Origin of the sequence: Pantoea sp. BS_8, assembly GCF_041954965.1 — a bacterium.
Lineage (GTDB): Bacteria > Pseudomonadota > Gammaproteobacteria > Enterobacterales > Enterobacteriaceae > Pantoea > Pantoea stewartii.
This window is the reverse complement of record NZ_JAVAXU010000009.1, coordinates 1-25,379: the sequence shown is the minus strand read 5'-3', so window position 1 is coordinate 25,379 and position 25,379 is coordinate 1. Positions and strand designations below refer to the sequence as shown.

At 53.1% G+C, this 25,379-nt stretch carries 19 protein-coding genes and 1 riboswitch; of the genes, 10 read left to right on the top strand and 9 right to left on the bottom strand.

All coding sequences use genetic code 11. From position 1 onward, the window contains the following. Positions 1-39 precede the first annotated feature (39 nt). Both panS and lysC read right to left on the bottom strand, forming a co-directional pair. On the bottom strand, positions 40-972 hold the full coding sequence (gene panS, locus RAC65_RS16010; RefSeq protein ID WP_039339079.1) for a ketopantoate/pantoate/pantothenate transporter PanS: 933 nt from the start codon (positions 970-972) through the stop codon (positions 40-42). A 115-nt stretch (positions 973-1,087) separates the two neighbouring features. Next, the gene (gene lysC, locus RAC65_RS16005) at positions 1,088-2,440 is read right to left on the bottom strand and encodes a lysine-sensitive aspartokinase 3 (protein WP_006121545.1); all 1,353 of its coding nucleotides are present in this window, start codon (positions 2,438-2,440) and stop codon (positions 1,088-1,090) included. 110 nt (positions 2,441-2,550) lie between these two features. Then, positions 2,551-2,744: riboswitch (Lysine riboswitch) on the bottom strand. Positions 2,745-3,143: 399 nt separating this feature from the next. On the opposite strand from lysC, the gene pgi reads away from it, so the two are divergent. The 6 genes from pgi (at position 3,144) to iclR (ending at position 10,454) form a co-directional block, all read left to right on the top strand. Further along, the gene (pgi, locus tag RAC65_RS16000; protein WP_033738948.1) at positions 3,144-4,790 is read left to right on the top strand and encodes a glucose-6-phosphate isomerase; all 1,647 of its coding nucleotides are present in this window, start codon (positions 3,144-3,146) and stop codon (positions 4,788-4,790) included. A gap of 558 nt (positions 4,791-5,348) precedes the next feature. Next, complete coding sequence (yjbE, locus tag RAC65_RS15995; RefSeq protein ID WP_006121543.1) at positions 5,349-5,594, top strand: exopolysaccharide production protein YjbE; 246 nt, start codon at positions 5,349-5,351, stop codon at positions 5,592-5,594. Between the two features lie 192 nt (positions 5,595-5,786). After that, entirely contained in the window at positions 5,787-6,434 is a 648-nt protein-coding gene (locus RAC65_RS15990) for a YjbF family lipoprotein (RefSeq protein ID WP_006121542.1), read from the top strand. Continuing rightward, entirely contained in the window at positions 6,431-7,174 is a 744-nt protein-coding gene (locus RAC65_RS15985; RefSeq protein ID WP_054688442.1) for a capsule biosynthesis GfcC family protein, read from the top strand. The genes RAC65_RS15990 and RAC65_RS15985 overlap by 4 nt, the downstream gene beginning before the upstream one ends. Further along, on the top strand, positions 7,174-9,264 hold the full coding sequence (locus RAC65_RS15980) for a YjbH domain-containing protein (RefSeq protein WP_006121538.1): 2,091 nt from the start codon (positions 7,174-7,176) through the stop codon (positions 9,262-9,264). Before RAC65_RS15985 ends, RAC65_RS15980 begins: the two co-directional genes overlap by 1 nt. Before the next feature lie 359 nt (positions 9,265-9,623). After that, complete coding sequence (iclR, locus tag RAC65_RS15975) at positions 9,624-10,454, top strand: glyoxylate bypass operon transcriptional repressor IclR (protein ID WP_039339083.1); 831 nt, start codon at positions 9,624-9,626, stop codon at positions 10,452-10,454. Positions 10,455-10,544: 90 nt separating this feature from the next. On the opposite strand, the gene RAC65_RS15970 is transcribed toward iclR, so the two are convergent. Next, positions 10,545-11,723: a serine hydrolase domain-containing protein gene (locus RAC65_RS15970; protein WP_375096878.1), complete on the bottom strand. Its 1,179-nt coding sequence runs from the start codon at positions 11,721-11,723 to the stop codon at positions 10,545-10,547. Positions 11,724-12,309: 586 nt separating this feature from the next. On the opposite strand from RAC65_RS15970, the gene RAC65_RS15965 reads away from it, so the two are divergent. From RAC65_RS15965 to uxuR, 3 genes are all read left to right on the top strand, one after another. After that, positions 12,310-13,839: an MFS transporter gene (locus RAC65_RS15965; RefSeq protein ID WP_058702327.1), complete on the top strand. Its 1,530-nt coding sequence runs from the start codon at positions 12,310-12,312 to the stop codon at positions 13,837-13,839. 104 nt (positions 13,840-13,943) lie between these two features. Further along, positions 13,944-15,206 carry a glucuronide uptake porin UidC gene (gene uidC, locus RAC65_RS15960; RefSeq protein WP_006121536.1) on the top strand — a complete coding sequence of 421 codons (1,263 nt, stop codon included), beginning with the start codon at positions 13,944-13,946 and terminating at the stop codon, positions 15,204-15,206. A 207-nt stretch (positions 15,207-15,413) separates the two neighbouring features. Continuing rightward, the gene (gene uxuR, locus RAC65_RS15955; protein WP_039339087.1) at positions 15,414-16,184 is read left to right on the top strand and encodes a Uxu operon transcriptional regulator; all 771 of its coding nucleotides are present in this window, start codon (positions 15,414-15,416) and stop codon (positions 16,182-16,184) included. On the opposite strand, the gene aceK is transcribed toward uxuR, so the two are convergent. The 6 genes from aceK to RAC65_RS15925 form a co-directional block, all read right to left on the bottom strand. Next, complete coding sequence (aceK, locus tag RAC65_RS15950) at positions 16,142-17,962, bottom strand: bifunctional isocitrate dehydrogenase kinase/phosphatase (RefSeq protein ID WP_283788224.1); 1,821 nt, start codon at positions 17,960-17,962, stop codon at positions 16,142-16,144. The two genes, uxuR and aceK, sit on opposite strands and share 43 nt — an antisense overlap. Positions 17,963-18,020: 58 nt before the next feature. Continuing rightward, positions 18,021-19,322 carry an isocitrate lyase gene (gene aceA / locus RAC65_RS15945; protein ID WP_058702324.1) on the bottom strand — a complete coding sequence of 434 codons (1,302 nt, stop codon included), beginning with the start codon at positions 19,320-19,322 and terminating at the stop codon, positions 18,021-18,023. 17 nt (positions 19,323-19,339) lie between these two features. After that, positions 19,340-20,938: a malate synthase A gene (aceB, locus tag RAC65_RS15940; RefSeq protein ID WP_039339090.1), complete on the bottom strand. Its 1,599-nt coding sequence runs from the start codon at positions 20,936-20,938 to the stop codon at positions 19,340-19,342. Between the two features lie 262 nt (positions 20,939-21,200). Next, positions 21,201-22,130, bottom strand: a complete 930-nt coding sequence (gene metA / locus RAC65_RS15935; RefSeq protein WP_033738928.1) for a homoserine O-succinyltransferase — start codon at positions 22,128-22,130, stop codon at positions 21,201-21,203. Positions 22,131-22,268: 138 nt separating this feature from the next. After that, the gene (locus tag RAC65_RS15930) at positions 22,269-23,027 is read right to left on the bottom strand and encodes a substrate-binding domain-containing protein (RefSeq protein WP_375093986.1); all 759 of its coding nucleotides are present in this window, start codon (positions 23,025-23,027) and stop codon (positions 22,269-22,271) included. Beyond that, the gene (locus tag RAC65_RS15925; protein WP_110268089.1) at positions 22,996-24,066 is read right to left on the bottom strand and encodes an ABC transporter substrate-binding protein; all 1,071 of its coding nucleotides are present in this window, start codon (positions 24,064-24,066) and stop codon (positions 22,996-22,998) included. The genes RAC65_RS15930 and RAC65_RS15925 overlap by 32 nt, the downstream gene beginning before the upstream one ends. Positions 24,067-24,650: 584 nt before the next feature. Between RAC65_RS15925 and RAC65_RS15920 the strand changes: the two genes are divergently transcribed. Continuing rightward, complete coding sequence (locus RAC65_RS15920; RefSeq protein WP_006122329.1) at positions 24,651-24,869, top strand: YdgH/BhsA/McbA-like domain containing protein; 219 nt, start codon at positions 24,651-24,653, stop codon at positions 24,867-24,869. Positions 24,870-25,379 lie beyond the last annotated feature (510 nt).

The window sequence follows — 25,379 nt, the reverse complement described above, 5'->3', positions numbered from 1 at the left end:
AGAAAGTGCGAAGGCCGTTTGGCCTGCGCACTGTGTCTCTCAGGGACGGGATGACGGCTTTTTATCTGTGGGCTTACCGGACCAGTAGCCCGCCAGCAGGGAACCGGAAAGGTTGTGCCAGACGGAAAACAACGCCCCCGGCAGTGCAGCCAGTGGCGAGAAATACAGTTTACCCAGCGTCGCCGCCAGCCCTGAATTCTGCATGCCCACTTCCAGCGCCAGCGTGCGGCAGGTAGATTCATCAAAGCCAAACAGCTTGCCGCCCCAGTAACCGCCGAGCAGACCAATAGCGTTATGTAACATGACGGCGGCGATCACCATCACGCCAACCGAGGCAATAAAGCTCTGGCTACCGGCGACCACAGCACTGATGATCAGCAGAATACACACCATTGAAAAAGCGGGAAGATAAGGCTCTACCCGACGAACCAGACCGTTAAACGTGTGGTGAATGATCAACCCTAACCCGATAGGGATCACGACGATCCTGATGATGCTCAGCAGCATACCGGCAACATCAACCTGAATATGCGTATCCACATAAAAACGGGTCAGCAGTGGCGTGGCAAATACCCCGACCAGCGCGGACACCGAGGAGATGGTCACCGAGAGCGCCACATCGCCTTTTGCCAGATAAATCATCACGTTCGAGGCGGTTCCACTGGCAACGCTGCCCACCAGAATCATCCCGGCAGCCAGATCGGGCGGCATGTTAAACAGTTTTGCCAGCGCCCATGCCGCCAGGGGCATCACCAGATAGTGCAGGAATGTACCTGCAAGCACCGGTGCCGGACGGGTTAAGACGCGTTTGAAATCATTGATATTCAGCGTGACGCCCATACCGAACATAATCAGCATCAGCAGATACGCGACCCACGGGCCAATGCCAAGAAAGGTGGTGGGCGAGTAGTAAGCCGCGACAGACAACAGGACGGCCCACAGGGGGAACAGACGGGTTAAGGTGGCAAGCATCAACAAACATCCTTTTAGCAAAATCAGCGACGTGCGTGGAATGATGTCCGGCGGCATCACAGCCGGTCAGTAAAAAGCCGGACAGGGTCCGGCTTTCTTTTGATGTCAGCGGCGCTTATTCAAACAAGTTGTGGTGCAGCGTACGCACCACACTTTCCGCATCGTCACCTGGCACCAGGAAGCAGAGGTTATAGCTGCTGGCTCCGTAGCAAATCATGCGCAGGTTAAAGGGCTCAAGTACGCCAAACACCTCTTTACCTACCCCACAGGCTTTCGACAGTTCATTGCCGATTATGGCCACCAGCGCCAGGTTTTCCTCTACTTCCACCCGACACAGGGATGAGAGCTCGGTTAACAACGCCTGGCTCAGCAGATGGTCGCCGGTTGAAGTCGAGCCGGTCGTATCCAGCGTCAACGCGACGCTGACTTCCGAGGTGGTAATCAGATCCACCGACACGTTGTGACGCACCAGGATATTGAACACTTCAGACAGGAAGCCCGGCGTATGCAACATATTCAGGCTGTGCAACGTGACCAGGGTTTGCTTGCGACGTAGCGCCAGCGCTCTGAACAGCGGCGGATTCGCCGTCTCATTGCACACGCGCGTACCGCCCGCTGCAGGATCTTTACTGGAGCCGACGAACACCGGAATGTCGCTACGGACAGCGGGCAGCAGCGTGGCAGGATGCAGAACTTTGGCACCAAAAGTGGCCATTTCAGCCGCTTCTTCAAAAGTGATTTCATCAATACGTTTAGCCGCAGGGACTACACGCGGATCGGTGGTGTAAATGCCCGGCACGTCTGTCCAGATATCCACGCGCGCAGCGTTTAATGCTTCACCCAGCAGTGCGGCCGTGTAATCACTGCCGCCGCGGCCCAGCGTGGTGGTGCGTCCTTTTTCTTCGCTGCCGATAAAGCCCTGCGTGACCACCAGAGCGGCGGCAATGCGCGGCTGCAACTGCACACTGACCTGCTCGGCCAGTACGGCAACATCAGGCTCCGCACGGCCAAAGCGATCGTTGGTGCGCATGACTTTACGCACGTCAAACCATTCCGCATTGACCCCGCGCTCACGCAGGATCTCGACAAACAGCAGAGTCGACATGAGTTCGCCGTGGCTGACCAGTTCGTCGGTTAAGGCGCTGGAGGTGGCGAGAGCGGCGGCGTCAGACAGCATGCCGATATTGTCGATAATGCGGTCGATTTCATCGCGGATAACGTCTGGATTGTTCAGGCGATCGATGATGGCATATTGAATGCGGCGGATATCATCGAGCTGCGCCGCGCGTTGCGATGTCTCCTGACCTTCGGCAAGGGAGACCAGCAGATTGGTGATGCCTGCAGAGGCAGAAAGCACCACCAGCCGGGTATTGCTGTCCTGCAACACCACATCGGCGCTACGGTTCATGGCATCGAAATCGGCAACGCTGGTACCGCCAAATTTCGCTACATTCAGATTCAGAGACATTGTATGACCTCGTGTCAGGATACGTTGCCCTCACCCGTTAAGAGATGAGAAACAGTAATTCAGCCTAAGCACAAGGAAAGAGCAGAAACGGGTAAAATCGAATAGACGAGTCACCCAGAAGCGCTCCACCTTGCGAAACGTCCGACTGTGGACGTTTCTGGTGACAACCCAGGGGATTCAGCCCCTGTAGCCGACAGCCAACACACCGTGATGTTGACCACCTCGGCGTCGCTCCCCCTGATGTGTTATCTCTGGATACGGTTCCTCCAACACACTGCCTGGTCGACGCGCCTCTTCTGGCTTGCGCACAGGTGCACAAGTAGCGCGCATAGATTTAGCGATTTCTGGCCCTGCTGTCAATGACCGTCACGGGACAATTTTTCATGCAGAGCGCACCGGATAACAAATTTTGCCTAATCGCTGCGACTACAGTGCTAAATGGCTTCAGCAACGTCCTCACATTCTGATTCGGCACAATGTTCGTGGGCTGCCGTTGCGCCATACTTTTCAGCCTTTCGCCCATGGAAACAGTCCGAATGATTGCCGCATCATCCACTGCGAAACGGGCTGTATTCGTGCGCTGACACCATCGCACTGACAAAGTTTTTCCTTTCAGTTGCAACTGTGGTCATACTGAAATGCTAACCGGGTACGATGCGACCCCGATGGAATGACGGTTCTTAATATCAACAAGAGTGTTGCCATGAAAAATATCAATCCGACCCAAACCGCAGCCTGGAAAGCGCTGCAAGAGCATTATGAACAGATGAAAACGGCGAAAATCGCCGACCTGTTTGCCCAGGATGCCGATCGTTTTGCTAAATTCTCAGCCACCTTTGACGACCAGATGCTGGTAGATTTCTCGAAAAACCGCATCACGCAGGAGACGCTCGATAAACTGCTGGCCCTGGCAAAAGAAACCGATTTAAGCGGCGCGATTGCGTCCATGTTCTCGGGCGAAAAAATTAACCGGACGGAGGATCGCGCCGTCCTGCACGTCGCCCTGCGCAACCGCAGCAATACGCCAATCAAGGTGGATGGCAAAGATGTGATGCCTGAAGTCAACGCGGTGCTGGCGAAAATGAAAAGCTTCTCCGAGCGCATTATTGGCGGTGACTGGAAAGGTTACACCGGCAAACCGATCACCGATGTGGTGAACATTGGTATCGGCGGTTCCGATCTGGGGCCGTTTATGGTGACTGAGGCACTGCGCCCGTACAAAAACCACCTGAACATGCATTTTGTGTCCAACGTTGACGGCACGCACATCGCCGAAACGCTGAAAGACCTCAGCCCCGAAACCACGCTGTTTCTGGTGGCGTCAAAAACCTTTACCACCCAGGAAACCATGACCAATGCGCACAGCGCACGCGACTGGTTCCTGAAAACGGCCGGCGATCAACAACACGTTGCGAAGCACTTTGCTGCGCTCTCCACCAATGCTAAAGCCGTGGGCGAATTTGGTATCGATACCGACAATATGTTCGAGTTCTGGGACTGGGTCGGCGGCCGCTATTCGCTGTGGTCGGCCATTGGCCTGTCCATTATTCTGTCGATTGGTTTTGAGAACTTTGAGCAGTTGCTGAGTGGCGCGCATGCCATGGATAAGCACTTCTCTACCACGCCAGCCGAAAAGAATATCCCCGTTCTGCTGGCGCTGATTGGTATCTGGTATAACAACTTCTTTGGCGCGGAAACCGAAGCTATCCTGCCTTACGATCAGTACATGCACCGTTTTGCAGCCTATTTCCAACAGGGAAATATGGAGTCGAACGGGAAGTACGTTGATCGCACAGGCCAGCCGGTGACCTATCAGACGGGCCCGATTATCTGGGGTGAACCCGGCACCAACGGCCAGCATGCGTTCTATCAGTTGATTCACCAGGGCACCAAACTGGTACCTTGCGATTTTATTGCACCTGCCATCAGCCACAATGCCCTGGCCGATCACCATCCTAAGCTGCTGTCGAATTTCTTTGCTCAGACCGAAGCGCTGGCATTTGGTAAGTCACGCGAAGTGGTGCAGAAAGAATTTACTGATGCGGGTAAATCGGCGGAATCTGTCGCGCACATCGTGCCGTTTAAAGTGTTTGAAGGGAACCGCCCGACCAACTCAATTCTGTTGCGCGAAATCACGCCATTCAGCCTGGGCGCGCTGATTGCGCTCTACGAGCATAAGATCTTCACCCAGGGGGCAATTCTGAATATCTTCACTTTTGACCAGTGGGGCGTGGAATTAGGCAAACAGCTGGCTAACCGTATTCTGCCGGAGCTGGAAGATGACAGTAATATTACCAGTCATGACAGTTCGACTAACGCCTTAATTAACTGCTACAAGAAATGGCGCTAATCGTATAGTGACAGAGGCGGCCTGCCGGCCGCCTTTTTTTTGTCATCACGATCGGGCACGCTGCTTTTTATCTGAAAAGCCTGCTGGCAGACTGGAAAATTCTTAAAATGCACTGCGGCAATTCTGAACCTCGCGCTGCGCAGAGCGCATCACCCTACTAAAAACCGGATCTAAAACGGTAAGCCAATGCTTCTTACCTCTTGTTTTATAAGGTGATTGGATTTTACGCTTATTCAGGTAATTCCGATTATTCTCATTCCGTACCAAAAGATACTAAATAAGTAGAAACCGCTTTGCTTTCCTCTTACTCACAGACAAATATCCGGCCTTTCACGGTAAATCCACCAATTTAAAATAAGTTAACGCTGAATCCGCTTAATTTGCCCCGTTTTTTTACGCGTCATTTACCAGGTTTTAAGACTACTCAACTCTGGTATTTTGTTGCCCTATACTGGACGCGCCCATAATGGGTCTGTCCTTCGGTTTGCGATAACCGTTTATTCTGTTTCGCGAATGTGTTGGATAGCAATCCTTCATTCAACCAATGTAGGTGTTGTTATGAAAAAACGCATGATTGCCGGTCTGGCATTACTCGTCGCCGTCTCTTCCAGCGCTTATGCGGCACCGGAAGAAGCTGGTGCCGCAGCAGGCGCACAGGCGGGGACAATCTCCGCAGGTACGACTACCGCTGTAGGTATCGGCGTGCTCGGCGCGTTAGTAGGACTCGGCGTTGCCGCTTCTGGCGGTGGTGACGGGGCAAATACGGGTACAACTACCACGACCACAACGGGCACCACACGTTGATGGGTACCCTGATTCTTTAGGCTGCAGCAAGGCCGCGAACGTGTGAGTCGTGATGCATTTACGCAGGTGAGTGTGTTGCGACGAGGACGCCAGCGTGTCGGCAGCTGAAAGAACAGAGGTATGGGAGCATTAATCATAACCACACATTCGTGTGGTTATTTTTACTTTGGCATCATTTATCAGGGACACATTGTGCGCCAACTTCCGCTGCTGCTCGTTTGCCTGCTGCTGCAGGCCTGTACACAAACGCAAAAAGGACTCGAACAGACGGTGATAATGGCCATCGAAGGGCCAAAAGATGTCACTGTCACGCCTCAGGAAATTGATGCGCTGCCCTACGCCAGCCTGTATGCACGCATTAATGACGGCCCACGCATTTTTGTCGTGCTGGGTTACAACGAAAACGGCCAGCAAAAATGGATTACGCGTGACCAGTCCATGCTGGTAACGGCCCACGGCAGGCTGATTAAAACGCTGGGCCTGCCCGACAACCTGATGAACGTCAGTAACCTGCAACAGGATCCGCTGGCGAAAGGCCTGTCGCTGACCAACGGCCAGCACTGGACGCGGATTGTGCAGTGGACCGGGCAGGGCAAATTCCAGAGCGCCACCGTCAGTTCCACTTTCGAGCGTGGCGATGATGAAGTTCTGACGATTGCCGGAAACCGCATCCCCTGCCGCGTCTGGCATGAGGCGTTACGTATCGACAGCCTTGGCCGTGAGTGGCAAAACACGTTCTGGATCGATAACAGCAGCGGTCAGGTCGTGCAATCCCGACAGATGCTTGCTGCCGATACCTTCCCTGTTGAAATCACCATTCTGAAACCGGCGAAATCATGAAAAAAATAACGCTATTGTTGGCAGGCGTGAGCCTGCTTACCAGTCTGGGTGCCCGTGCCGCAGGTCAGGTTACCGTCCATGCCCCGCAGGACACCGCCAGTGTGCAGCTCAATCAGGTCGAAAATCTGGCGCAGTTGGTGACGCAGCCCGCATTAATGGCCCAAACCGACTGGCGACGGGCCGTGATTGCTGAGCAGGGAGCGACAACCCAGGCCCGGCAGCAGTATCAGCAGGCCCTGGCCGCGCTGCGTACCTGGCGGGCGGACAGCAGTGGTGAACAAGCCGCCGCCATTGACGCGGTGATTCGGCAGTTCAGCAACATGAAGGTGACGGGCCGCCAGTTCGTCACGCTGGATCCTGATCGCATCCGGCTGCATTCAGCAGACAATCGCCGCCTGGACGGGCGTTATGATCTCTATCTCACTCAGCCCAGTCATCATGTGCTGCTGCTGGGCGCGATTGCCGGAGCCGGACGCGAAGCCTGGCAACCGGGCAAGTCCGTGCGGGAATACCTGCGTGACCATCCACGGCTGGCCGGCGCAGAACGCAATTTCGCGGTTGTGATTGCGCCAGACGGAACGACGCAGAACGTCCCGATTGCTTACTGGAACCATCGCCATGTCGAACCTGAACCTGGCAGCATTATTTTTGTGGGCTTTTCCTCATGGAGCCTGCCAGGCGCCTTTGACGATCTGAATAGCCGCCTTGTTTCTGTTCTGACTCACCGGATACCAGACTGATGAAAAAACGTTATCTTCTCAGCCTGTTGGCTGTTTCAGTAGCAAGCGCCTGCCAGGCGCAGGCGGAAATGTATGAGGCGCCCGTCACGCCGTCACAGTCTGATTTCGGCGGCGTAGGGCTGATGCAGGTACCGACCGCGCGAATGGCAAGAGAAGGCGAATTCAGCCTTAACTTCCGCGATAATGACCAGTATCGCTACTATTCCGCCTCATTACAGCTTTTCCCATGGCTGGAAACGACTGTGCGCTACACAGATGTGCGGACACGACGTTACAGTGCGGTAGAGAGTTTCAGTGGTAATCAAAGCTATAAAGATAAAGCCTTCGACCTGAAACTGCGGCTGTGGCAGGAAGGATACTGGTTACCTGAAGTCTCGTTCGGTACGCGCGATCTTGGCGGTACCGGCTTATTTGACAGTGAATATCTGGTCGCCACCAAAGCCTGGGGGCCCTTTGACTTTACGCTGGGCTTTGGCTGGGGCTATCTGGGCAACAGCGGAACCGTTTCCAACCCCTTCTGCTCTTACAGCGACAGCTTCTGTCAGCGCCCGGGCGTAGGACAGGCTGGCTCGATTAACGGTTCTCAGATGTTTCACGGCCCTTCTGCCGTGTTCGGCGGTATTGAATACCAAACGCCGTGGCAGCCGCTGCGCCTGAAAGTGGAATATGAAGGCAATGATTATAAAGATGATTTTGCCGGACGCCTGCCGCAGCGCAGTAAAGTTAACGTCGGTGCGATCTACCGCGTAACTGACTGGGCGGATATCAATGCCAGCTATGAGCGCGGCAATACCTTTATGTTCGGCTTTACCATCCGGACTAACTTTAACGATATGCATCAGGATCATATCGACAGCCCTAAACCGGCCTATGATCCGCATCCGCAGCCGAAATTGCTGGAGACCACGGTGACAGGCAATCAGCTGTCTGCGCTGAAGTACGACGCAGGCCTGGCGGGCCCGAAAATCCAGACCAAAGGCAATACGCTGTATGTATCGGGCGAGCAGACCAAATATCGCGATACCCGCGAAGGGGTCGACCGCGCCAATCGTATCATCATGAACAACCTGCCGGACGGCATCGATACGATTAACGTCACAGAGTCGCGCTTCAATATGCCGCAGGTGACGACAGAAACGTCCGTTGCCAGCCTGCGTAATGATCTGACTGGCTACCCGTTAGGACATGAGCAGTCTCTGCAGCAGGTACGCAAAAATCCGGTCGATCCGGGTCAGACCGAGCAGGGGATGTTTATTCGCAAAGATCGCCTGGATTACGGTCTGTCTCCGGTACTCAATCAGTCTGTCGGCGGCCCGGAGAGCTTTTATCTGTATCAGGTCGGCGTCATGGGCAACGTCGATTACTGGCTGACCAATCATCTGCTGGTCAGTGGCAGCCTGTTTGCTAACGTGGCAAATAACTATAACAAATTCAATTACAACGGTGCCCCCGCCGATTCCACCCTGCCCCGCGTGCGTACGCATATTCGTGACTACGTTGAGAACAACGTTTACGTCAACGATCTGCAGGCTAACTACATGGATTATCTGGGCAATGGTTTCTACGGCCAGGTCTATGGCGGCTATCTGGAAACCATGTACGGTGGTGTCGGGGGCGAAGTGCTTTATCGTCCGGTGGACAGCAACTGGGCGGTGGGCGTAGACGCCAACTATGTGCGCCAGCGTGACTGGAACGACATGATGCGGTTTACGCATTACGAAGCCCCGACCGGCAACCTGACAGGTTACTGGCGGCCGTGGTTTGCGGAAGATGTGTTGGTTAAGGCCAGTATCGGCCAGTATCTGGCGAAGGATAAAGGCGTCACGCTGGATGTCTCTAAACGCTTCGACAGCGGCGTCATGGTCGGCGTCTATGCGACCAAAACCAATGTCTCCTCTCAGCAGTACGGCGAAGGCGACTTTACGAAAGGTTTCTACATTTCCATCCCAATGGATCTGTTTACCGTGACGCCAACGCGTGGCCGTGCGCAGATTAACTGGGTTCCGCTCACCCGCGATGGCGGTCAGATGCTGGGACGCAAGTACCAGCTGTATGACATGACCTCGGATCGCGATGCGCGGTTCAACTGATAAAGAGGGCAGCCTGCGGGCTGCCTTCTTTTTTGTCTGCGTCGTCCTCAGCTGAAAGGCCCGCGCGCCACGCCGCTCACCGACGTGTTTTTACAGCCGCATAATCTTCCACCCGATCGCGCTGGCTTTGCGCCACCGCAACATAGCGGCTGGCAGGATGACTAAAATATCTGCCTCACCTTGACGCGCCTGACCACATCACAAATTACCCCCACAGGTTTCATTCCAGCGTGTGCCTTCACATCCGGCCAGGCCCGGCGGATTGCGGAGACGGAGAGCAGGTCTGACCAGCGCACCAGCGTTTGCATTTACGGTGATTAAAACGAAAATGGTTTCCACTATGTGAAAGGAGAGACTCTATGGCTACGCCTGTTGCCGCCAAACGCGGTAAAAAACCTCGCAGCACGTCGGCACCTCCCGCTCCGGCTGGCGGTCAGGTTCAGTCACTGACACGGGGGCTGACGTTGCTGGAGTTGATCGCCAGTTCACAGGGTAGCGTGGCACTTACCGAACTGGCACAACAGGCGGGTTTACCAAACTCGACCACCCATCGTCTGCTGACCACAATGCAGCAGCAGGGCTTTGTACGCCAGGTGGGCGATCTGGGTTTCTGGACAATCGGCGCGCATGCGTTTGTGGTTGGAAGCAGTTTTTTGCAGAGCCGCAACCTGCTGGCGCTGGTGCATCCGGTGTTACGTTCACTGATGGAGAGTTCGGGCGAAACGGTCAATCTGGCGGTGCTGGACCTGAGCGACTTCCAGGCGGTCATTATTGACCAGGTACAGTGCACGCAGCTCATGCGCATGTCCGCACCGATCGGCGGCAAGCTGCCCATGCATGCTTCCGGAGCGGGCAAAGCCTTTCTTGCCCATCTCAGCGACGACAAAGTGACCGCGCTGCTGCACCAGAAGGGCCTGCATTACTACACACCCAATACGCTGATGTCTCCGCAGAGCCTGAAAACTAACCTGGCACAAATACGTACCCGTGGATTTTCTTTCGATGACGAAGAGCATGCGCTCGGCTTGCGTTGCGTGGCGGCACCCATTTATGACGAACACGGCGAGCCTTTTGCCGCGCTGTCGATTTCGGGTCCAATTGCCCGCATGACTGACGATCGCATTACCGAACTGGGCGCGCTGGTCATTCGGGAAGCGCGCCAGGTTACCCAGGCTTACAGCGGTCGTTAAGGAACGGGCTTCGCACCGTGCGCGAGTCCGGAAATCGACGCGTAGATCACTGGCGCGATCCAGCGCGCCAGTGGCTGATAGCCTGTCATATCAGACGCTTAGTAAACCTTTATAGACGGCATCACGCACCATCACAGGAAACTGCCCATTCACCCCCTCCGGTGTGGTATTGGTCATGGCGACCACGCACAGCGCGTTTTGACGATCCACGAACCAGGTGTGTCCATACGCTCCACTCCACGACAGCGTACCGGCTGACTGAGGCGACAGGGCAGCATCCGGATCCACCAGCAGTGCCCAGCCCACACCAAATCCCCATCCCGGCCCCTGCGTAGCCCAGTTTGCCGTCACGTGTTCCTGCGTCATGTAGTCAAAACTTTCACGCGTGATTAGCGGCGCGCCTTCACGCCGGACGGTTTCCAGCACTTGCATAAAATCGAGGGTCGTTCCTGCCATACCGCCGCCGCCGCACGGCCAGGCATCGGGTTTGAGAATACGGCCGGGGCTAAAAATCGCGGTGCCTTCACCGAAAGGGATCTGCTGATTATCACGCATGACTGAAGGCACCGGGTTGTCGTCCGTGTAGACCGTGGTTAATCGCGACGCGTCTCTGACGCTAAACAGCGTGTCTGCCATCCCCAGTGGGCTCGTTATATGGTGATTCACCAGTTCTGGCAGGCTTTTACCGGTCGCCCGCACCATGATTTCACCGAGGACATCGATGCCCAGGGAATAACGCCAGCCGGTGCCGGGACGGAACTGTAACCGGGTGCCCGCAAGGCGCTGCAGATTCTCTTCCAGGGTGAGTCCGGGCTGATAGTCGATGCCGTCTGACACATTGCGTGAGTGATAAAGCGAATCCGCCGGGGCGGAATAACGATAGCGTAAACCTGACATATGGCTCAGCAAATGCCGCACCCGGATAGTGGCTGGCTCACCGTTCTCAAGGCAGGGACGGAAATCCGGAAGCCAGCGGGTGATATCGTCGTCCAGTGTGATATCCCCTTGCTCGATCAGGCGCATGGCGGTCAGGCTGACAATGGGTTTGGTGAGTGACGCAAGACGGTATATCGCATCCACAGACATGGCTTTATTTTGCTCTCTGTCCGCCCACCCCGCCGCCCGTTGATAAATCAGTTTTCCCGCCTGAGCCACCATCACTGTGGTACCCACAACACGCTGGCTATTAATCGCATGATCAATAACCGCATCCATTGCGGCTTCGAACTTTGCCGGGGCAGGAGAGAGTCCAGAGGTAAAATAAAACATAATGAAGTCCTTTTTTAATCAGAAGTAATGAGAAAGATAAAACATCTAATCTCAGGAAATATTTAATCTTTAAAGAATGTATTCACTTAGATAATTTAACAATGAAAAATAAAAACCAAACCACAATGGTTAAACTAGATAACATCTCATCATTAAATAACACACGTCTTACATAATAACTCTCTCCCATTTTCAACTGGTCAACCAATAGGGAATTTGAGTCTACCTTATCGGCATCCATAGTATTTGTGACCGACCTCTTTTTTTTAAAAGGGCAGAATGATTACCATGCTCTACGCCGAAAATACGCGTATTAACGCATCAGTACAAATAACAGCGCGCCTTTTAGAGAACACAGAGCGGGGCATTATTCTGGTCAACCAAAATTTACCACGCTAAATAACGGCGTTAAAAATTACTATTTATTTAACAAAAAATACTCACCTGCATTAAAGACTGACAACGCAAACACACACCCGCGTTGTTTATTCTTTAGAGCTTTATTTAAAAGTTCGCATTACTTTTTCACGCTTATACGACACCTGAATGCGTCTGAGCGCCACTCCGATTTTATTAAGGGAATATTATGACAACGTTAGCACAGCCCGTGCGCAGAAAAGTGGGGACAGGCACCGCCATTGGCTATGGCATTACCGATATTTTTGGCGGTGGGTCCATGGCTTTAATCGGTACATGGTTACTGTTTTTTTATACGACGTTCTGTGGGCTTTCAATGTTGGAAGCCAGCTCAATTTTTGCTATTGCCCGTATTATTGATGCCATTCTGAGTCCGGTGATGGGATATATCACCGATAAATTCGGCAGTACCCGGCTCGGTAAGCGCTTTGGTCGCCGTCGCTTCTTCCTGCTCATCAGCGCGCCAATGATGTTTGTTTACGCGCTGGTCTGGGTCAGCGACATGAACTACTGGTACTACCTTGGTACCTACCTGGCGGTAGAACTGCTGGTTGCCATGGTGCTGGTACCGTGGGAAACCCTGGCGGCAGAAATGACCAATGATTTTGGTGAAAGAACACGGATGGCCGCCATCCGCCTGACATTTTCTCAGGTAGGAACCTTCCTGACCGCTTCGGTGCCGGGCATTGTGATTCAGTATTTTGGCCAGGATTCGGCGCTGACCTATACCTACACCGGTATTATGTTTTCCTGCCTGTTCTTTATTGTGGTGTTGATTACCTGGTGTTGTACCTGGGAGTCAAAAGATATGAACCCGGAAGAGTTTGAACGGCGCAATACGGGTCCCAGCCTCGGATTATTGAGCCACCTGAAAAATATGTTTGTCGAGTTAATGACAACCTTCAAAATAAAAATATTCAGACAACATTTAATTATCTATATCTCTTCATTTACTGCACTGGATATTTTTATTGCTGTCTTCGTTTACTTTGTTGTCTACGGTTTAAATCTGGATGCGGCCAACGCGTCGGCCTATCTTTCCATTGCGACGTCCGTCTCCATTCCTTCCACGCTGCTTTTCATGTTTATGCTGGATAAACTGAATGTCAGGCCCGCCTACGCCATGCGTATTTCCTACCTGTGTATTTTAGGTGTGCTGGGTTATCTGATTTTAATGTTTATCGGCCATTCGGCAGTGTCGTCATGGTGGTTGACCACGCTCATTTTTGTCCTGCTGGGTTTTGGCCGTGCGGGGCTTTACTTTATCCCCTGGAATATTTACAGCTTTATTCCCGATGTGGATGAAATGGTCACGCGTCAGCGGCGCGAAGGCGTTTTTGCTGGCGTCATGACGTTGATGCGAAAAAGTACCGTGGCCGTCGCCATTATGGTGGTGGGTGCGGTACTGGAACACAATCATTTTGTTAAAGGCCAGTTAATTCAACCGGAAAGTGCGCTCAATGCGATTACCGGGCTCCTGGTCTTCGGCACCGGCGGTCTGTTACTGATCAGTTTATATATGACCTTCAAATTTAAACTGACACGCGAAACGCATCGGGTATTGGTGAATGAAATTGATCGCCTCAAGGCAGGCGGCGATAAAGCCGACTGCACACCCGAAACCAAAGAGGTCGTGAAAGCCCTGACGGGCTACGACTACGAGCAGGTCTGGCAACAGGATAAATGCACCCGGCCTTAATCTGGTCGGGTTGACGCGGGTCAGGAAAGGTAAAACGCAAGGCATGCGGATAACCGCCCGGCCCGACGTCATCCGGCTCTGTTCACATACGGTATGGATACGTGATGAAAATTGCCCTATTTTGCATTCTGCTTGTCAGCCTGTTTTTCCCGTCCTCTCCGCTTTATGCTGCCGCGATTAATGACGATGAGGACAGCCTGCGCATTCGTCTGAAAAACGATTTTCGGCGGGCCGACAAACCCAGCGCGGGTTCAGATCGTCATATTTACGCCTGGGTACAGGGTGGGCTGATTGATGTGAATACGCGCTATTACAATGACGTCATCGGCGTGAGCGCGGGAGCGTATTATGTGTACAAGCTGGGTGCAAACGCCGGCTGGAGCACCCGCTATTATCTGGACGGTCACGACAGCTTTGGTGTGGCCATTGGCGCGGTCAAACTTAAACCGGCAGAGAATCTTCGCCTGACGCTCGGGCGGTTTGGGACGGATTATGGTTACGGCAGCCTGCCTTGGCGCATCCCGTTGATCGCCGATAATTCGTCACGCACGATACAGACGATTTCTGAAGGTGCACTGGCCCACTTTGAGGCGACGGAGAATCTGGAATTCTGGTCAATGTGGCGTAAGCGCGCGTTCTATTATGTCGACTCTGCCACGGGCGTGCGTGATGAAGGCGTGATTAACAGCACAACAGGGAAATACCATCCCCATCGGAGCCGCGGCTATCTGGTGGGCTCCTGGCACGATGCTTCTTCGCGGTATTCACTGGGTGCCTCTTATCAACAAGATGTATCGACTCAGGTGCAAAGCATCGTCGAAAAAACCTATGCCTTTGCTGACGATCGCGCACTCAAATGGGAGCTGATGGGTTTTTATGGTCAGGTTGAGGGGATGAGTAAGCCTCTCAGTTATCACCACGAGACGGCGTTGATTTCCGGGCGATTAACCTATTCGTTTGCGAATGCCCGGTTATTTGGTGCCGTGGGTAAGCTTACCCATGATATTGATGGTCGCATTATCTATACGGATATTGGCTATCCCGACTCGCTGAGTATTGATCGCAATAAAGAAGGCATGCTGTCTGTACAGCTTGGCGGACAATATTTCTTCACCCCGAACGTCGGCGTTATGCTGGGCCCGATTCTTACCCACGGTTATGAAGACAAACAGCGCCATACCAGAATCAACGGAGTGGGCCTGATGGGCGCGATCCTGTACAACGTCGCAGAGGGCCCGTTTAAAGGCCTGAACATGTATATTGCCGCCGACAGAGCCAGGGAGAAGCGCCCCGGTAGCTCACTGGGTGACCGGCTCAATTACTGGGATGTGAAAGCCGGTATGCAATATGACTTCATGCTGAAGTAACAAATCATCAGATGAAGTAGTCTGTATGTTTCCAAAGTGGCATCTCTTGATGCCGCTTTTAATTATTCTCGCAATTTATTGTTAAATAAAGAATAAAACAGCGTGCCAACGCGTCAGCCTGCTTATCTTAACGTGCGCTGAACCCTGTTATCCCGATCGTGAGGTGGTAAAATTTTTGCCGCAACGGTATCTGACGGGAGCATCACTATGAGATCTGTCTCTCAGCAACGTCCTTATCAGCAAGTCGCCGCAAAAATCCGGCAGCGCATTGTGGAAACGCCCTATCGCCCGGGCGGGCGCCTGCCACCCGAGCGTGAAATGGCTGGCATGCTTAACGTCAGCCGCACCGTCGTTCGCGAGGCGCTCATTATGCTGGAAATCGAAGGGCTGATCGAAGTCAGACGGGGAGCCGGTATTTACGTCACAGCGCACAGCTCTCCATGCCGTATTAGTGAGGCAAATCCCTCCTTTCACAACGATGCCGGCCCGTTTGAGCAGCTTCAGGCGCGACAGTTGCTGGAAAGCAATATCGCGGAGTTTGCCGCCCTGCAGGCGACACGGGCGGACATCATCAAAATGCGTCAGGCTTTGCTGCTGGAAGAACGCGAGCTGACCTCGTGTTCGCTGGGAAACCCGGAAAAAGGTGATATGCACTTTCATCTGGCCATCGCTGAAGCCACGCATAACAGTATGCTGGTCGACGTATTTCGCCAGTCATGGCAGTGGCGCGAAAACAACCCTATGTGGATTCAGCTGCACAGTCATCTTGGCGATACCCAATACCGTAAAGCGTGGCTGGTCGATCACCGGCAAATTCTTGCCGCGCTGATCAAAAAAGATGCCCGCGCCGCTAAGCTGGCTATGTGGCAGCATCTGGAAAATGTGAAGCAGCGTTTACTGGAATTTTCCAACGTGGACGATCTCGACTTTGATGGTTATCTGTTTGACTCCTGGCCGCTGGCAAAGAGTGACGGCTGAAGCGGTTCCCGTTCCTGGTCGGGGTGCTCTGGGATTTTATGCCGCGGTGCAAGCCTGCTGCCATAGCGCACACAGAAGCGCTGGGCGGGCTGCCAGGCAATAACATCCTCAATATGCCCCTGCGCAATGCGCCGCTGCTGGGCGCGCCACCAGCTCGCGTCAAAAATTTCCGGATGCCGTTGCTGGAGCAGCGCCCCGACTTTCGGCTCACTGCACAGGGCATAACGAAAGGTTTCAGGAAAAACATCATCTGGCCCAACGCTGTACCAGGGCTCGGCGCTTAACTCGTCCTCCTCGTAACGCGCCGCAGGCACGTCACGGAAATGGAGTTCCTGCATCGGGCGAATCTCATCGTAGTCATAAAACACCACGCGTCCATGACGGGTGATGCCAAAATTTTTAAACAGCATATCACCGGGAAAGATATTAGCGGCAGCCAGTTGTTTGATCGCGTTGCCATATTCTTCAATGGCCTGAGCACGTTGGCTGTCGCTGGCCTCAGCCAGAAAAAGGTTAAGCGGCTGCATACGACGTTCCAGCCACAGATGACTGATGATCAGGCGATCGCCTTCAATACGCATTTTTCCGGCAATCGTATTCTGGAATGCCACCAGCAGTGCCGGCGTAATACGTGCGAGCGGCAGCGCAAACTGTTCAAAGGCCTGCGTGTCAGCCATGCGTCCCACACGGTCATGTTCTTTAACCTGCTGATAGCAGGCCCTTACCTGCTCTTCCGTGACCTCTTTTTGCGGAGCAAAGCGATCTTTGATGACTTTGAACACCCGATCAAAGCCCGGCAGCGTAAAGACCAGCATCACCATGCCAGGGATGCCTGGCGCAATCTCAAAGGCGGCATCCGTTTGCTCCAGCGCCTGCAGATATTCCCGGTAGCTTTCCGTTTTGCCATGTTTCTGGCAGCCGATGGCCATATAACGTTCTGCCAGCGTTTTACCCGGTAAGACAGGCTTCAGCCATGCGACCAGCGCGCCGGGTAATGGGGCATAAACCATGAAGTACGCGCGGGCAAAGCCGAACACGATGCTGGCCTCGTTCACATCCGTCAGGCAGGTATCGATCCACAATTCACCTTGCTCGCTGCGCTGAACCGGCAACAGGCATGGCAGGATAGCGTCGGGCAGATGCAGGCGAGCCACGATCCAGGCGGTTTTGTTGCGGTAAAACAGCTCACAACAGACGTCCAGCCAGCCCTGTGCCAGTTGCGCGGAAGAGAACGCCTCATGCAAATGGCGTACAATCCAGGCTTCATCGCGCGCCTGATCCTGCCAGGGCAGCGTCAAAGGCACATCGCGTAGCACCTCATGCAGCAGTGTTTGCCAGCCCCGATCGGGCCGATAGGTTCGCGCCAGTGGACGCGAAACCTGACGTTGTGGCGCAGGCGGTTGCGAGCTGAAGATAAATAACCGTTCCGGCTGTAATGCATGGTGACCATGCAGCCGGCAGTAAACGGAATTGAAAAAGCTTTCAGCAATTTCATAACGCGGATAACCGGGTAACAGGGTTTCATAGTGGTTTTTGATCTTCAGCCAAAAAGCATCGTCCCAGTGCGCCGCCCCGTTCAGTGCGCGCAGTTGATCGGCAACCAGCGCCACATGGTGGTCATAAAGATGAATTCGTGCCTTCATAGCCTGCTGTACGGCCAGCCACTCAGCCTGTTCAAAACGCTGCTGAGCACCCGCCGTAATATCAAGAAAACGGCCATACTGCGCATCGAAGCCCTGCAGAATGGTGTGCGCGATTAGGGATTCACGTGGCGGCATAATCCACTCCTGAAAAAGCCCGCCCACCGTTACCGGGCGGGAAAGACACAGACTTCACTCAAAACTGATGCTCTTCGGTCGATCCGGTCAGCGCCGTAACGGAGGACTGACCGCCCTGAATAATCGTGGTGACCTGATCGAAATAGCCGGTGCCCACTTCCTGCTGATGCGAGGAAAAACTGTACCCCCGCTCCCGGGCAGCGAACTCTGGTTGCTGGACTTTTTCAACATAGTGACGCATGCCTTCGCCCTGAGCATAAGCCTGTGCCAGGTCGAACATGTTGAACCACATGCTGTGAATACCGGCCAGGGTAATGAACTGGAAGCGATAGCCCATCTCACTGAGCGCCTGCTGAAAGGCCGCGATGGTGCTGTCGTCGAGGTTCTTTTTCCAGTTAAACGAAGGCGAACAGTTGTAAGCCAGCAGTTTACCGGGAAAGCGGGCATGGATGGCTTCGGCGAAGCGCTGCGCCATCGCCAGGTCGGGCGTCGACGTTTCACACCACAGCACGTCAGCATAAGGCGCATAAGCCAGACCGCGGCTGATAGCCTGCTCAATGCCGGCATGAGTGCGGTAGAAGCCTTCCGCGGTACGATCGCCACGGATAAACGGACGGTCATAGTCATCGCAGTCAGAGGTGATCAGGTCAGCGGCATCGGCATCCGTTCGCGCCAGCAGAATGGTGGGAACACCCATCACATCGGCGGCCAGGCGTGCAGCAACCAGTTTCTGTACGGCCTCCTGGGTAGGCACAAGTACCTTGCCTCCCATGTGGCCGCATTTCTTCACGGCCGCAAGTTGATCTTCAAAGTGGACCGCTGCTGCCCCTGCGCTGATCATCGCCTTCATCAGTTCAAAGGCATTCAGTACGCCACCAAAACCCGCTTCGGCATCCGCCACGATGGGCAGAAAATAGTCGATAAAGCGGCTGTCGCCCGGTTCAATGCCGTTGGCCCATTGAATCTGATCGGCACGTTGAAAGGTCTGATTAATCCGGGTGACAACCTCAGGCACCGAGTTCACCGGATACAGCGACTGATCGGGATACATTTGCCCCGCCAGATTGGCATCGGCGGCTACCTGCCAGCCAGAGAGGTATATGGCTTCTATTCCGGCTTTGGCCTGCTGCAATGCCTGACCGCCGGTTAAAGCGCCGAGGCTATTGACGTAACCTTTGCGCGCGCTGCCATTAAGTAATGACCAGAGTTTACCGGCACCCCGCTCGGCCAGCGTACAGGCTGGCAGAACTGAACCGCGCAGCGAGATAACATCTTGTGCGCTGTAAGGGCGGGTAATTCCCTGCCAGCGTGCTTCCTGCCAGTCTTGTTCGAGTTGCTGAATCTGTTGTGTACGTGTCATGGCAACCACTCCTTATGTCAGGGAAGCAGGCGATAGCCCGGCAGAGTAAGAAAAGGAACCAGTTCGTTTTCGGTAGTGATTTGCGCCATTAATCGCGCTGCTTCCTCATAACGACCTGAACTGAACGTCTTATCACCCAGATTCATCTGCAGCGTGTGCAACTCATCGTTGAGCAACTGCTGAAACAGCGACGCCGTGACCTGCTGCCCATCGCGCAGGGTTTTCTTGTGATGGATCCATTGCCAGATAGAGGTACGGGCGATTTCGGCGGTGGCGGCATCTTCCATCAGGCCGTCAATAGGAACGCAGCCGTTGCCGCTAATCCAGGCTTCGAGGTATTGCAATGCCACACGGATATTGGCGCGCATCCCTGCTTCCGTTCTATCGCCTTCGCAGGGCGCCAGAAGCTGTTCGGCCTGCACCGGAGCGTCTTCGTGGCGCAGAACATGAAGCTGATTGGGGTGATCGCCCAGCGCCTGGTTAAACACCGCCATTGCGGTATCGGCCAGGCCTGGATGTGCGATCCAGGTGCCATCATGTCCGTTACTGGCTTCGCGCTGCTTGTCTTCCCTGACGCGCTGCAACACCCACTGATTACGTGCGCTGTCTTTACTGGGAATAAGCGCTGACATACCGCCCATAGCAAAGGCACCGCGGCGATGACACGTTTTAACCAGCAACCGCGAGTAAGCATCCAGAAAAGGCTGAGCCATGGTCACGGACTGACGATCAGGGAGAACCCGATCTTCATGTTCCCGTAATGTTTTGATGTAGCTGAAAATGTAATCCCAGCGCCCGCAGTTCAGGCCTACGATATGATCGCGCAGATTCCACAGAATCTCGTCCATCTGAAACACGGCGGGCAGCGTTTCAATTAAGACTGTGGCTTTAATTGTGCCTCGCGCCAGATCAAAACGATCCTCAGCGAAGCTAAAGATCTCTCGCCACCAGGCCGCTTCCTGCCAGCTTTCCGTTTTAGGCAGATAAAAATAGGGACCGCTACCTTTCGCCAGGAGATTCGTGACGTTATGAAAAAAGTAGAGTGCAAAATCAAACAGTCCGCCAGGAATGGCATTGCCCTGCCAGCTGACATGTTTCTCTGACAGATGCAGTCCGCGTACCCGACACATCAGGACAGCCGGATCGGCGCGAAGCTGGTAGATCTTGCCTGTCTCGCTGGTATGAGACAATGTGCCAGCCACGGCTTCACGCAGGGTTTGCTGCCCTTCCATCAGCTTTTCCCAGGTCGGTGCCAGGGAATCCTCAAAGTCAGCCATAAATACTTTTACGTTCGCATTCAGGGCATTAATTACCATTTTGCGATCCGGCGGTCCGGTAATCTCCACGCGACGATCCCGTAAATCCGAGGGAATACCGCGAATCGTCCATTCTCGCTCTCTGATGGAAGCCGTTTCCATTTCGAAATCAGGTAACGACCCGGCATCGTACTTTTCTTGTCGTGCCTGTCGCGCCGCTAATAACGTATCGCGTTGGGGGGCAAAACGGATAACCAGATCCTGTAAAAACGCGACGGCCTCTTCAGTAAGAAGCTGTTTTTCAAGATGATAAAAGGGCTTCTGGAAGTGTAATTCGTGGGTAATAACTGAGTCTGTCATGCTTGCTCTCTCCTGTTTACAGGCAGATCAACATGGTCGATCCACAAAAAGGGTGATTAGTGAGCTACAGGATCAGAGCATATGTATTTTAAATGTAAAATCAAAAACTATTTCCATTTTAATTAAATATTATATTTATAGCATTGAAATTTATGGTTTTATTTTTACTTTCCTTTAGGTAATGCCTTTCAAAGCTTTTTAAGGACGAAAAAAAACCGTGTTGCCAGCCAGCTAACACGGTTCAGTTGTAATGAAAGTGCGCTTATTCCAGCGTCGGATTCATATGGCGCAGATCAAACGGCGTAATTTGATAGACGTAATAGTTCAGCCAGTTTGAAAACAACAGGTTTCCATGGCTACGCCATGTGGCGCGTGGATGACGCTGCGGATCATCGTGGGGGAAGTAATTGTACGGCACGTCAGGGTTCAGCCCTGCGTCATAGTCGCGCTGAAACTCTCCCGCCAGTGTTAACGCATCATATTCCGGGTGACCCGTAACGAACACCAGCCTCTTGTCCTTGCTTGCCATCAGGTAGGCACCGGTTTGTTCCGATTCAGCAAATAATTCCAGATCGGTGTAATCGGTGATCAGCTGAGTGGGGAAATCCGCATAACGCGAATGCGGAGCGAGGAAATTATCATCGAATCCCCGCGTCAGTAAGGCATGGGGATGAAGAATCTGATGTTCAAATACGCCTGCAAGTTTCGTCTGTCGGGTTTGTTTAGGAATACCATACAAAATATTCAGTGCTGCCTGTACAGCCCAACAGACAAACAGGGTCGAGGTAACATGATCTTTCGCCCACGCCAGCACCTGCTGTATCTGGGGCCAGTAGGCGACATCGTTAAATTCAACCAGGCCCAGCGGCGCACCTGTAACGATTAAGCCATCATAGTTATCGTGCTGGATGTCCTCAAAGTTACGGTAGAAATTATTAAGGTGATCGCTGGGTGTGTTACGCGATTCACGGCTGTCGATACGCAGCAACTGGACATCAATCTGCAAAGGTGAGTTAGAGAGCAAGCGCAGGAACTGGTTTTCGGTCTCAATCTTTTTAGGCATCAGATTAAGTACCAGAACTTTAAGTGGGCGGATCTCCTGAACACTGGCGCGCGACGACGTCATCACGAAGACATTTTCGTTACGTAAAAAATTCACTGCCGGTAATTCATCGGGAACCCTGATTGGCATGACTTAATCACCTCTTGTAACCATATATACGTTTAGACATCCAGACAGCCAAAGATAACGGCTCTTTTGCTAAATGTCGAGTCTGCATATCGACAGGTGAAAAAGTTTCAAGGCACTGTTACAGCCCGCACTGGCGGGTCAGAGACAGGCTTTACCTTGTGCGGGCTTTCTGGAACCAGACGGTGGCAAAAAACCGTAACGCCGCAAAATACGCTGTGCCTCATCTGTATGGAGGAAGGCGGCAAGCGGCATGGCGGAGGGTGAAAGAGTGGCCCAGCCGTATTGCGCCCGTACGTTGTAAGCAGGAGGAATATTAAGCACCAGCAGGGACTGGTGATGCCTCAGGCGGGGCGCATAACTGGCATAGCCAATAAACAGTTCAGCGTAGCCTTCATCAATGAGCCACTGGGCTGCCAGTCTGCCAACAGGAACAGGCAGACTGTCCGGGCCACCAACCAGGGCGTTTGCTTTGTTCCGGATTCGGCTGCCCTGACCGGGATATCGCTGCTCAATGTTTTCGAATAACTGCCACGTGTAATCCCCTGAGGGATCGTACAGGGGCGTTGAGGTTGCCAGCCGTAAATCATCACGTTGCAGTAATGACAGCCAGTCGTCTTCTGCAGAGACATCCTCCCGCCTGGCAGTCAGACACAGCCTGTTATCGATGAAATGACCGGTGTCCTCTGCCGGACCTTGTCGCGACAGGCTTGTGGGATGCTGCAGGTTGGCCGAAACAAACATGTCACCGACTTCACCCTGTTCGATGCGCTGACGCAGTAAACCAGCCGGGCCATAGTGTGTTTGTGTCGTTATGCCGTATTCCGCGCTGAACGCGGCAACCAGCACCGGCCATACATCGCGCAGACTACCGGCCGCCAGAATCTGGAGAGGTTTCATGATAGGCGGTCCGGTAAAAGCGACGATACCAGCGGTCGGCCCGCTGCTGCATATCCACATCGCGAAATTTGTCAGGATAGAGTTTTTTCGCCATCCACAGTTCACCTAACCCTATGGCTTCTGGCATCGGATAGCCCCATGCCTTGGCATAGTCAGGCATCAACCAGACACGGTGATGTTTGACAGCATCAATGGTCTGCCAGAGCGGATCGTGCTGAATCGCCTGAACAACCTGCGGATAGCGGTTCTGCACAAAAATTACCTGCGGATTCCAGACCACCACCTGTTCCATGCTGACCTGCCTGAAACCCTGAATAGTCGATGCTGCCACGTTCAGTGCGCCAGCATGGGCCATCATCAGCCCCGTATATTTCCCGGCACCGTATGTCGTCAGACTGGGATTGGCCATATAAGCGCGTACACGCTGCTGTTCAGGGAGATCGTGGAGACGATCAGTCACCTCTTTACGCCCCGCAAAGGCTGCTGAGATGAGAGCTTTGGCCTGCTGCTGCCTGTTCACCACCTCACCTATCAGGGTGATGCCTTCCTTTATCCCGAGATCGTAGGCCTTATCTTCATTTTGCATACTGGGATTAATTTCGCCCTGCTGCCCGGCGTCATCGTGACGCAGTGAAATCGCCAGTACAGGAATGCCCAGTGCGGAGATCTGGTCAATCATCTCTTTCGGCGCATAGTTGGTGACGAATACCACCTGTGGATGCAATGCAATTAGCTTTTCCAGATCAACATGGGTCAAATCACCCAGCATTGCTTTATGCGTCAGCTCAGGCACCAGCGTTGCGTAATTGTCCCCTAACTGCTGTTTCCAGTTAGCCAGTATCCCTACAATTTTATCTGTCGCATTTAACTGCACCAGAAGATTCAGCGTCTGGTGCTGAAGCACAACCACGCGATCAACCCGATCCGGGATTGTAACGTTACGACCAAGCTGATCGGTCACGATGCGGCTGGCGTAGCTGTTCCATGCGGTAAAGATAAGTAAGCCTGTAAAGACGAGGTGATTCGGTCTGATTTTCAATGAAGGTCCCCTGTAGCGTAATGTATTTGATTATATAGCGATGCACCGCGACAAGGTAAACAGTGGATGCGCCTGTCGTTGTCACGGGTCTGCGTGGCAGGGATGACTGTCGGTGTCGTGGCATTTTCGATGCAGGGCGCGCCTGACAGACAGCGCCAGCCCATTGGTTCGGTTTGCTGACCCTGAAATGCGCGTATGCCCTGACATCGCTCTGCATGCTGATATCCACTTAAGAGGGCATGTTTTTAGCTGAGACAAACTACAAAAGATGAGAATAAATCGGCAGGATTAGTGCGTACTCAGCAAATACGCTTTATCCTGGTGCATTTAACCTGTTTACTTATGATTAGGGCCTGAAAATGTCAGTTCAAAATAACGTCCCCATTGTTGAAATATGTTATTTCCGTATTAAATCCCTACACAGTTAACCTGATGATATTCACTTTTACACACTGCAATTAATCTTATCAGCTTGATATTAATTAGAGCACACGACGTTAATTTTAGATCGCGTTCCTTTTGCTAATTTGATTTTAACGGAGCCAGACAGACTCCTTCATCAACCGGAATCAAGGGGTAATGTTATGAAAATCAATAAAGTATCATCAGCCGCTGCGGCTGTAGCATTGACACTGATGTCTTTTGGTTGTTTCGCCGCAGAAACGGTCTCTGCCACCTCGTTAACGCTGGATGGCGCGGTTTCTAAAATCGCCAGACAGGCTAAACAGCAGGGCGAGCATTTTAAAGTGATTAGTGCTGACACGAATAACTACGCACACGTCACCGCTGAATTATATAAATAATGTCAGTAAGTGAAATAAAAAGCCGGTTTTAAAACGCCTCCCGGCGCTTTAATTACCGGCTTTTCAAACTTTTTTATTCATATCTTACCGTGCCGACGTATATTTCCCTGCATTAACACGTAATTAAATCACCAGTATTTAGCCCCTGTACGTCCCATCTTTTCTTCCAGTAAAACGAATGCGCCCAAAGTCACGTTAAGCACAGACATAACTGTTTCTTGGATCACGGCAGGGGTGACGCGTTCGTTTGATTTACTGGTTTTGATATTGAAAGAGATCGGATGTCATAACGTCGGGATGATGGCAGGCTTACCCTGTTTCACGACATTATTTATATTTAGGAAAGGAGGCGGAAATACGTCATAAGCCATCGTTTCATCGCGTTGCTATAAACGGGATGAGGATGGGCTGACAGTCGACGGAGGGTTCCGGCATAACGGTTCCGCGCGCCCGGTCAGGCAGCAACAGAGCTCTGCCCTGAAGCCCGCAGAGGCCCGGCAGCCCCGGACG

Bases quoted from the DNA above. Each gene is read 5' to 3' on its own strand.
- panS (WP_039339079.1), bottom strand. From the start codon at position 972: ATGCTTGCCACCTTAACCCGTCTGTTCCCCCTGTGGGCCGTCCTGTTG.
- lysC (WP_006121545.1), bottom strand. From the start codon at position 2,440: ATGTCTCTGAATCTGAATGTAGCGAAATTTGGCGGTACCAGCGTTGCC.
- pgi (WP_033738948.1), top strand. From the start codon at position 3,144: ATGAAAAATATCAATCCGACCCAAACCGCAGCCTGGAAAGCGCTGCAA.
- yjbE (WP_006121543.1), top strand. From the start codon at position 5,349: ATGAAAAAACGCATGATTGCCGGTCTGGCATTACTCGTCGCCGTCTCT.
- RAC65_RS15985 (WP_054688442.1), top strand. From the start codon at position 6,431: ATGAAAAAAATAACGCTATTGTTGGCAGGCGTGAGCCTGCTTACCAGT.
- RAC65_RS15980 (WP_006121538.1), top strand. From the start codon at position 7,174: ATGAAAAAACGTTATCTTCTCAGCCTGTTGGCTGTTTCAGTAGCAAGC.
- iclR (WP_039339083.1), top strand. From the start codon at position 9,624: ATGGCTACGCCTGTTGCCGCCAAACGCGGTAAAAAACCTCGCAGCACG.
- RAC65_RS15970 (WP_375096878.1), bottom strand. From the start codon at position 11,723: ATGTTTTATTTTACCTCTGGACTCTCTCCTGCCCCGGCAAAGTTCGAA.
- RAC65_RS15965 (WP_058702327.1), top strand. From the start codon at position 12,310: ATGACAACGTTAGCACAGCCCGTGCGCAGAAAAGTGGGGACAGGCACC.
- uidC (WP_006121536.1), top strand. From the start codon at position 13,944: ATGAAAATTGCCCTATTTTGCATTCTGCTTGTCAGCCTGTTTTTCCCG.
- uxuR (WP_039339087.1), top strand. From the start codon at position 15,414: ATGAGATCTGTCTCTCAGCAACGTCCTTATCAGCAAGTCGCCGCAAAA.
- aceK (WP_283788224.1), bottom strand. From the start codon at position 17,962: ATGCCGCCACGTGAATCCCTAATCGCGCACACCATTCTGCAGGGCTTC.
- aceA (WP_058702324.1), bottom strand. From the start codon at position 19,322: ATGACACGTACACAACAGATTCAGCAACTCGAACAAGACTGGCAGGAA.
- aceB (WP_039339090.1), bottom strand. From the start codon at position 20,938: ATGACAGACTCAGTTATTACCCACGAATTACACTTCCAGAAGCCCTTT.
- metA (WP_033738928.1), bottom strand. From the start codon at position 22,130: ATGCCAATCAGGGTTCCCGATGAATTACCGGCAGTGAATTTTTTACGT.
- RAC65_RS15930 (WP_375093986.1), bottom strand. From the start codon at position 23,027: ATGAAACCTCTCCAGATTCTGGCGGCCGGTAGTCTGCGCGATGTATGG.
- RAC65_RS15920 (WP_006122329.1), top strand. From the start codon at position 24,651: ATGAAAATCAATAAAGTATCATCAGCCGCTGCGGCTGTAGCATTGACA.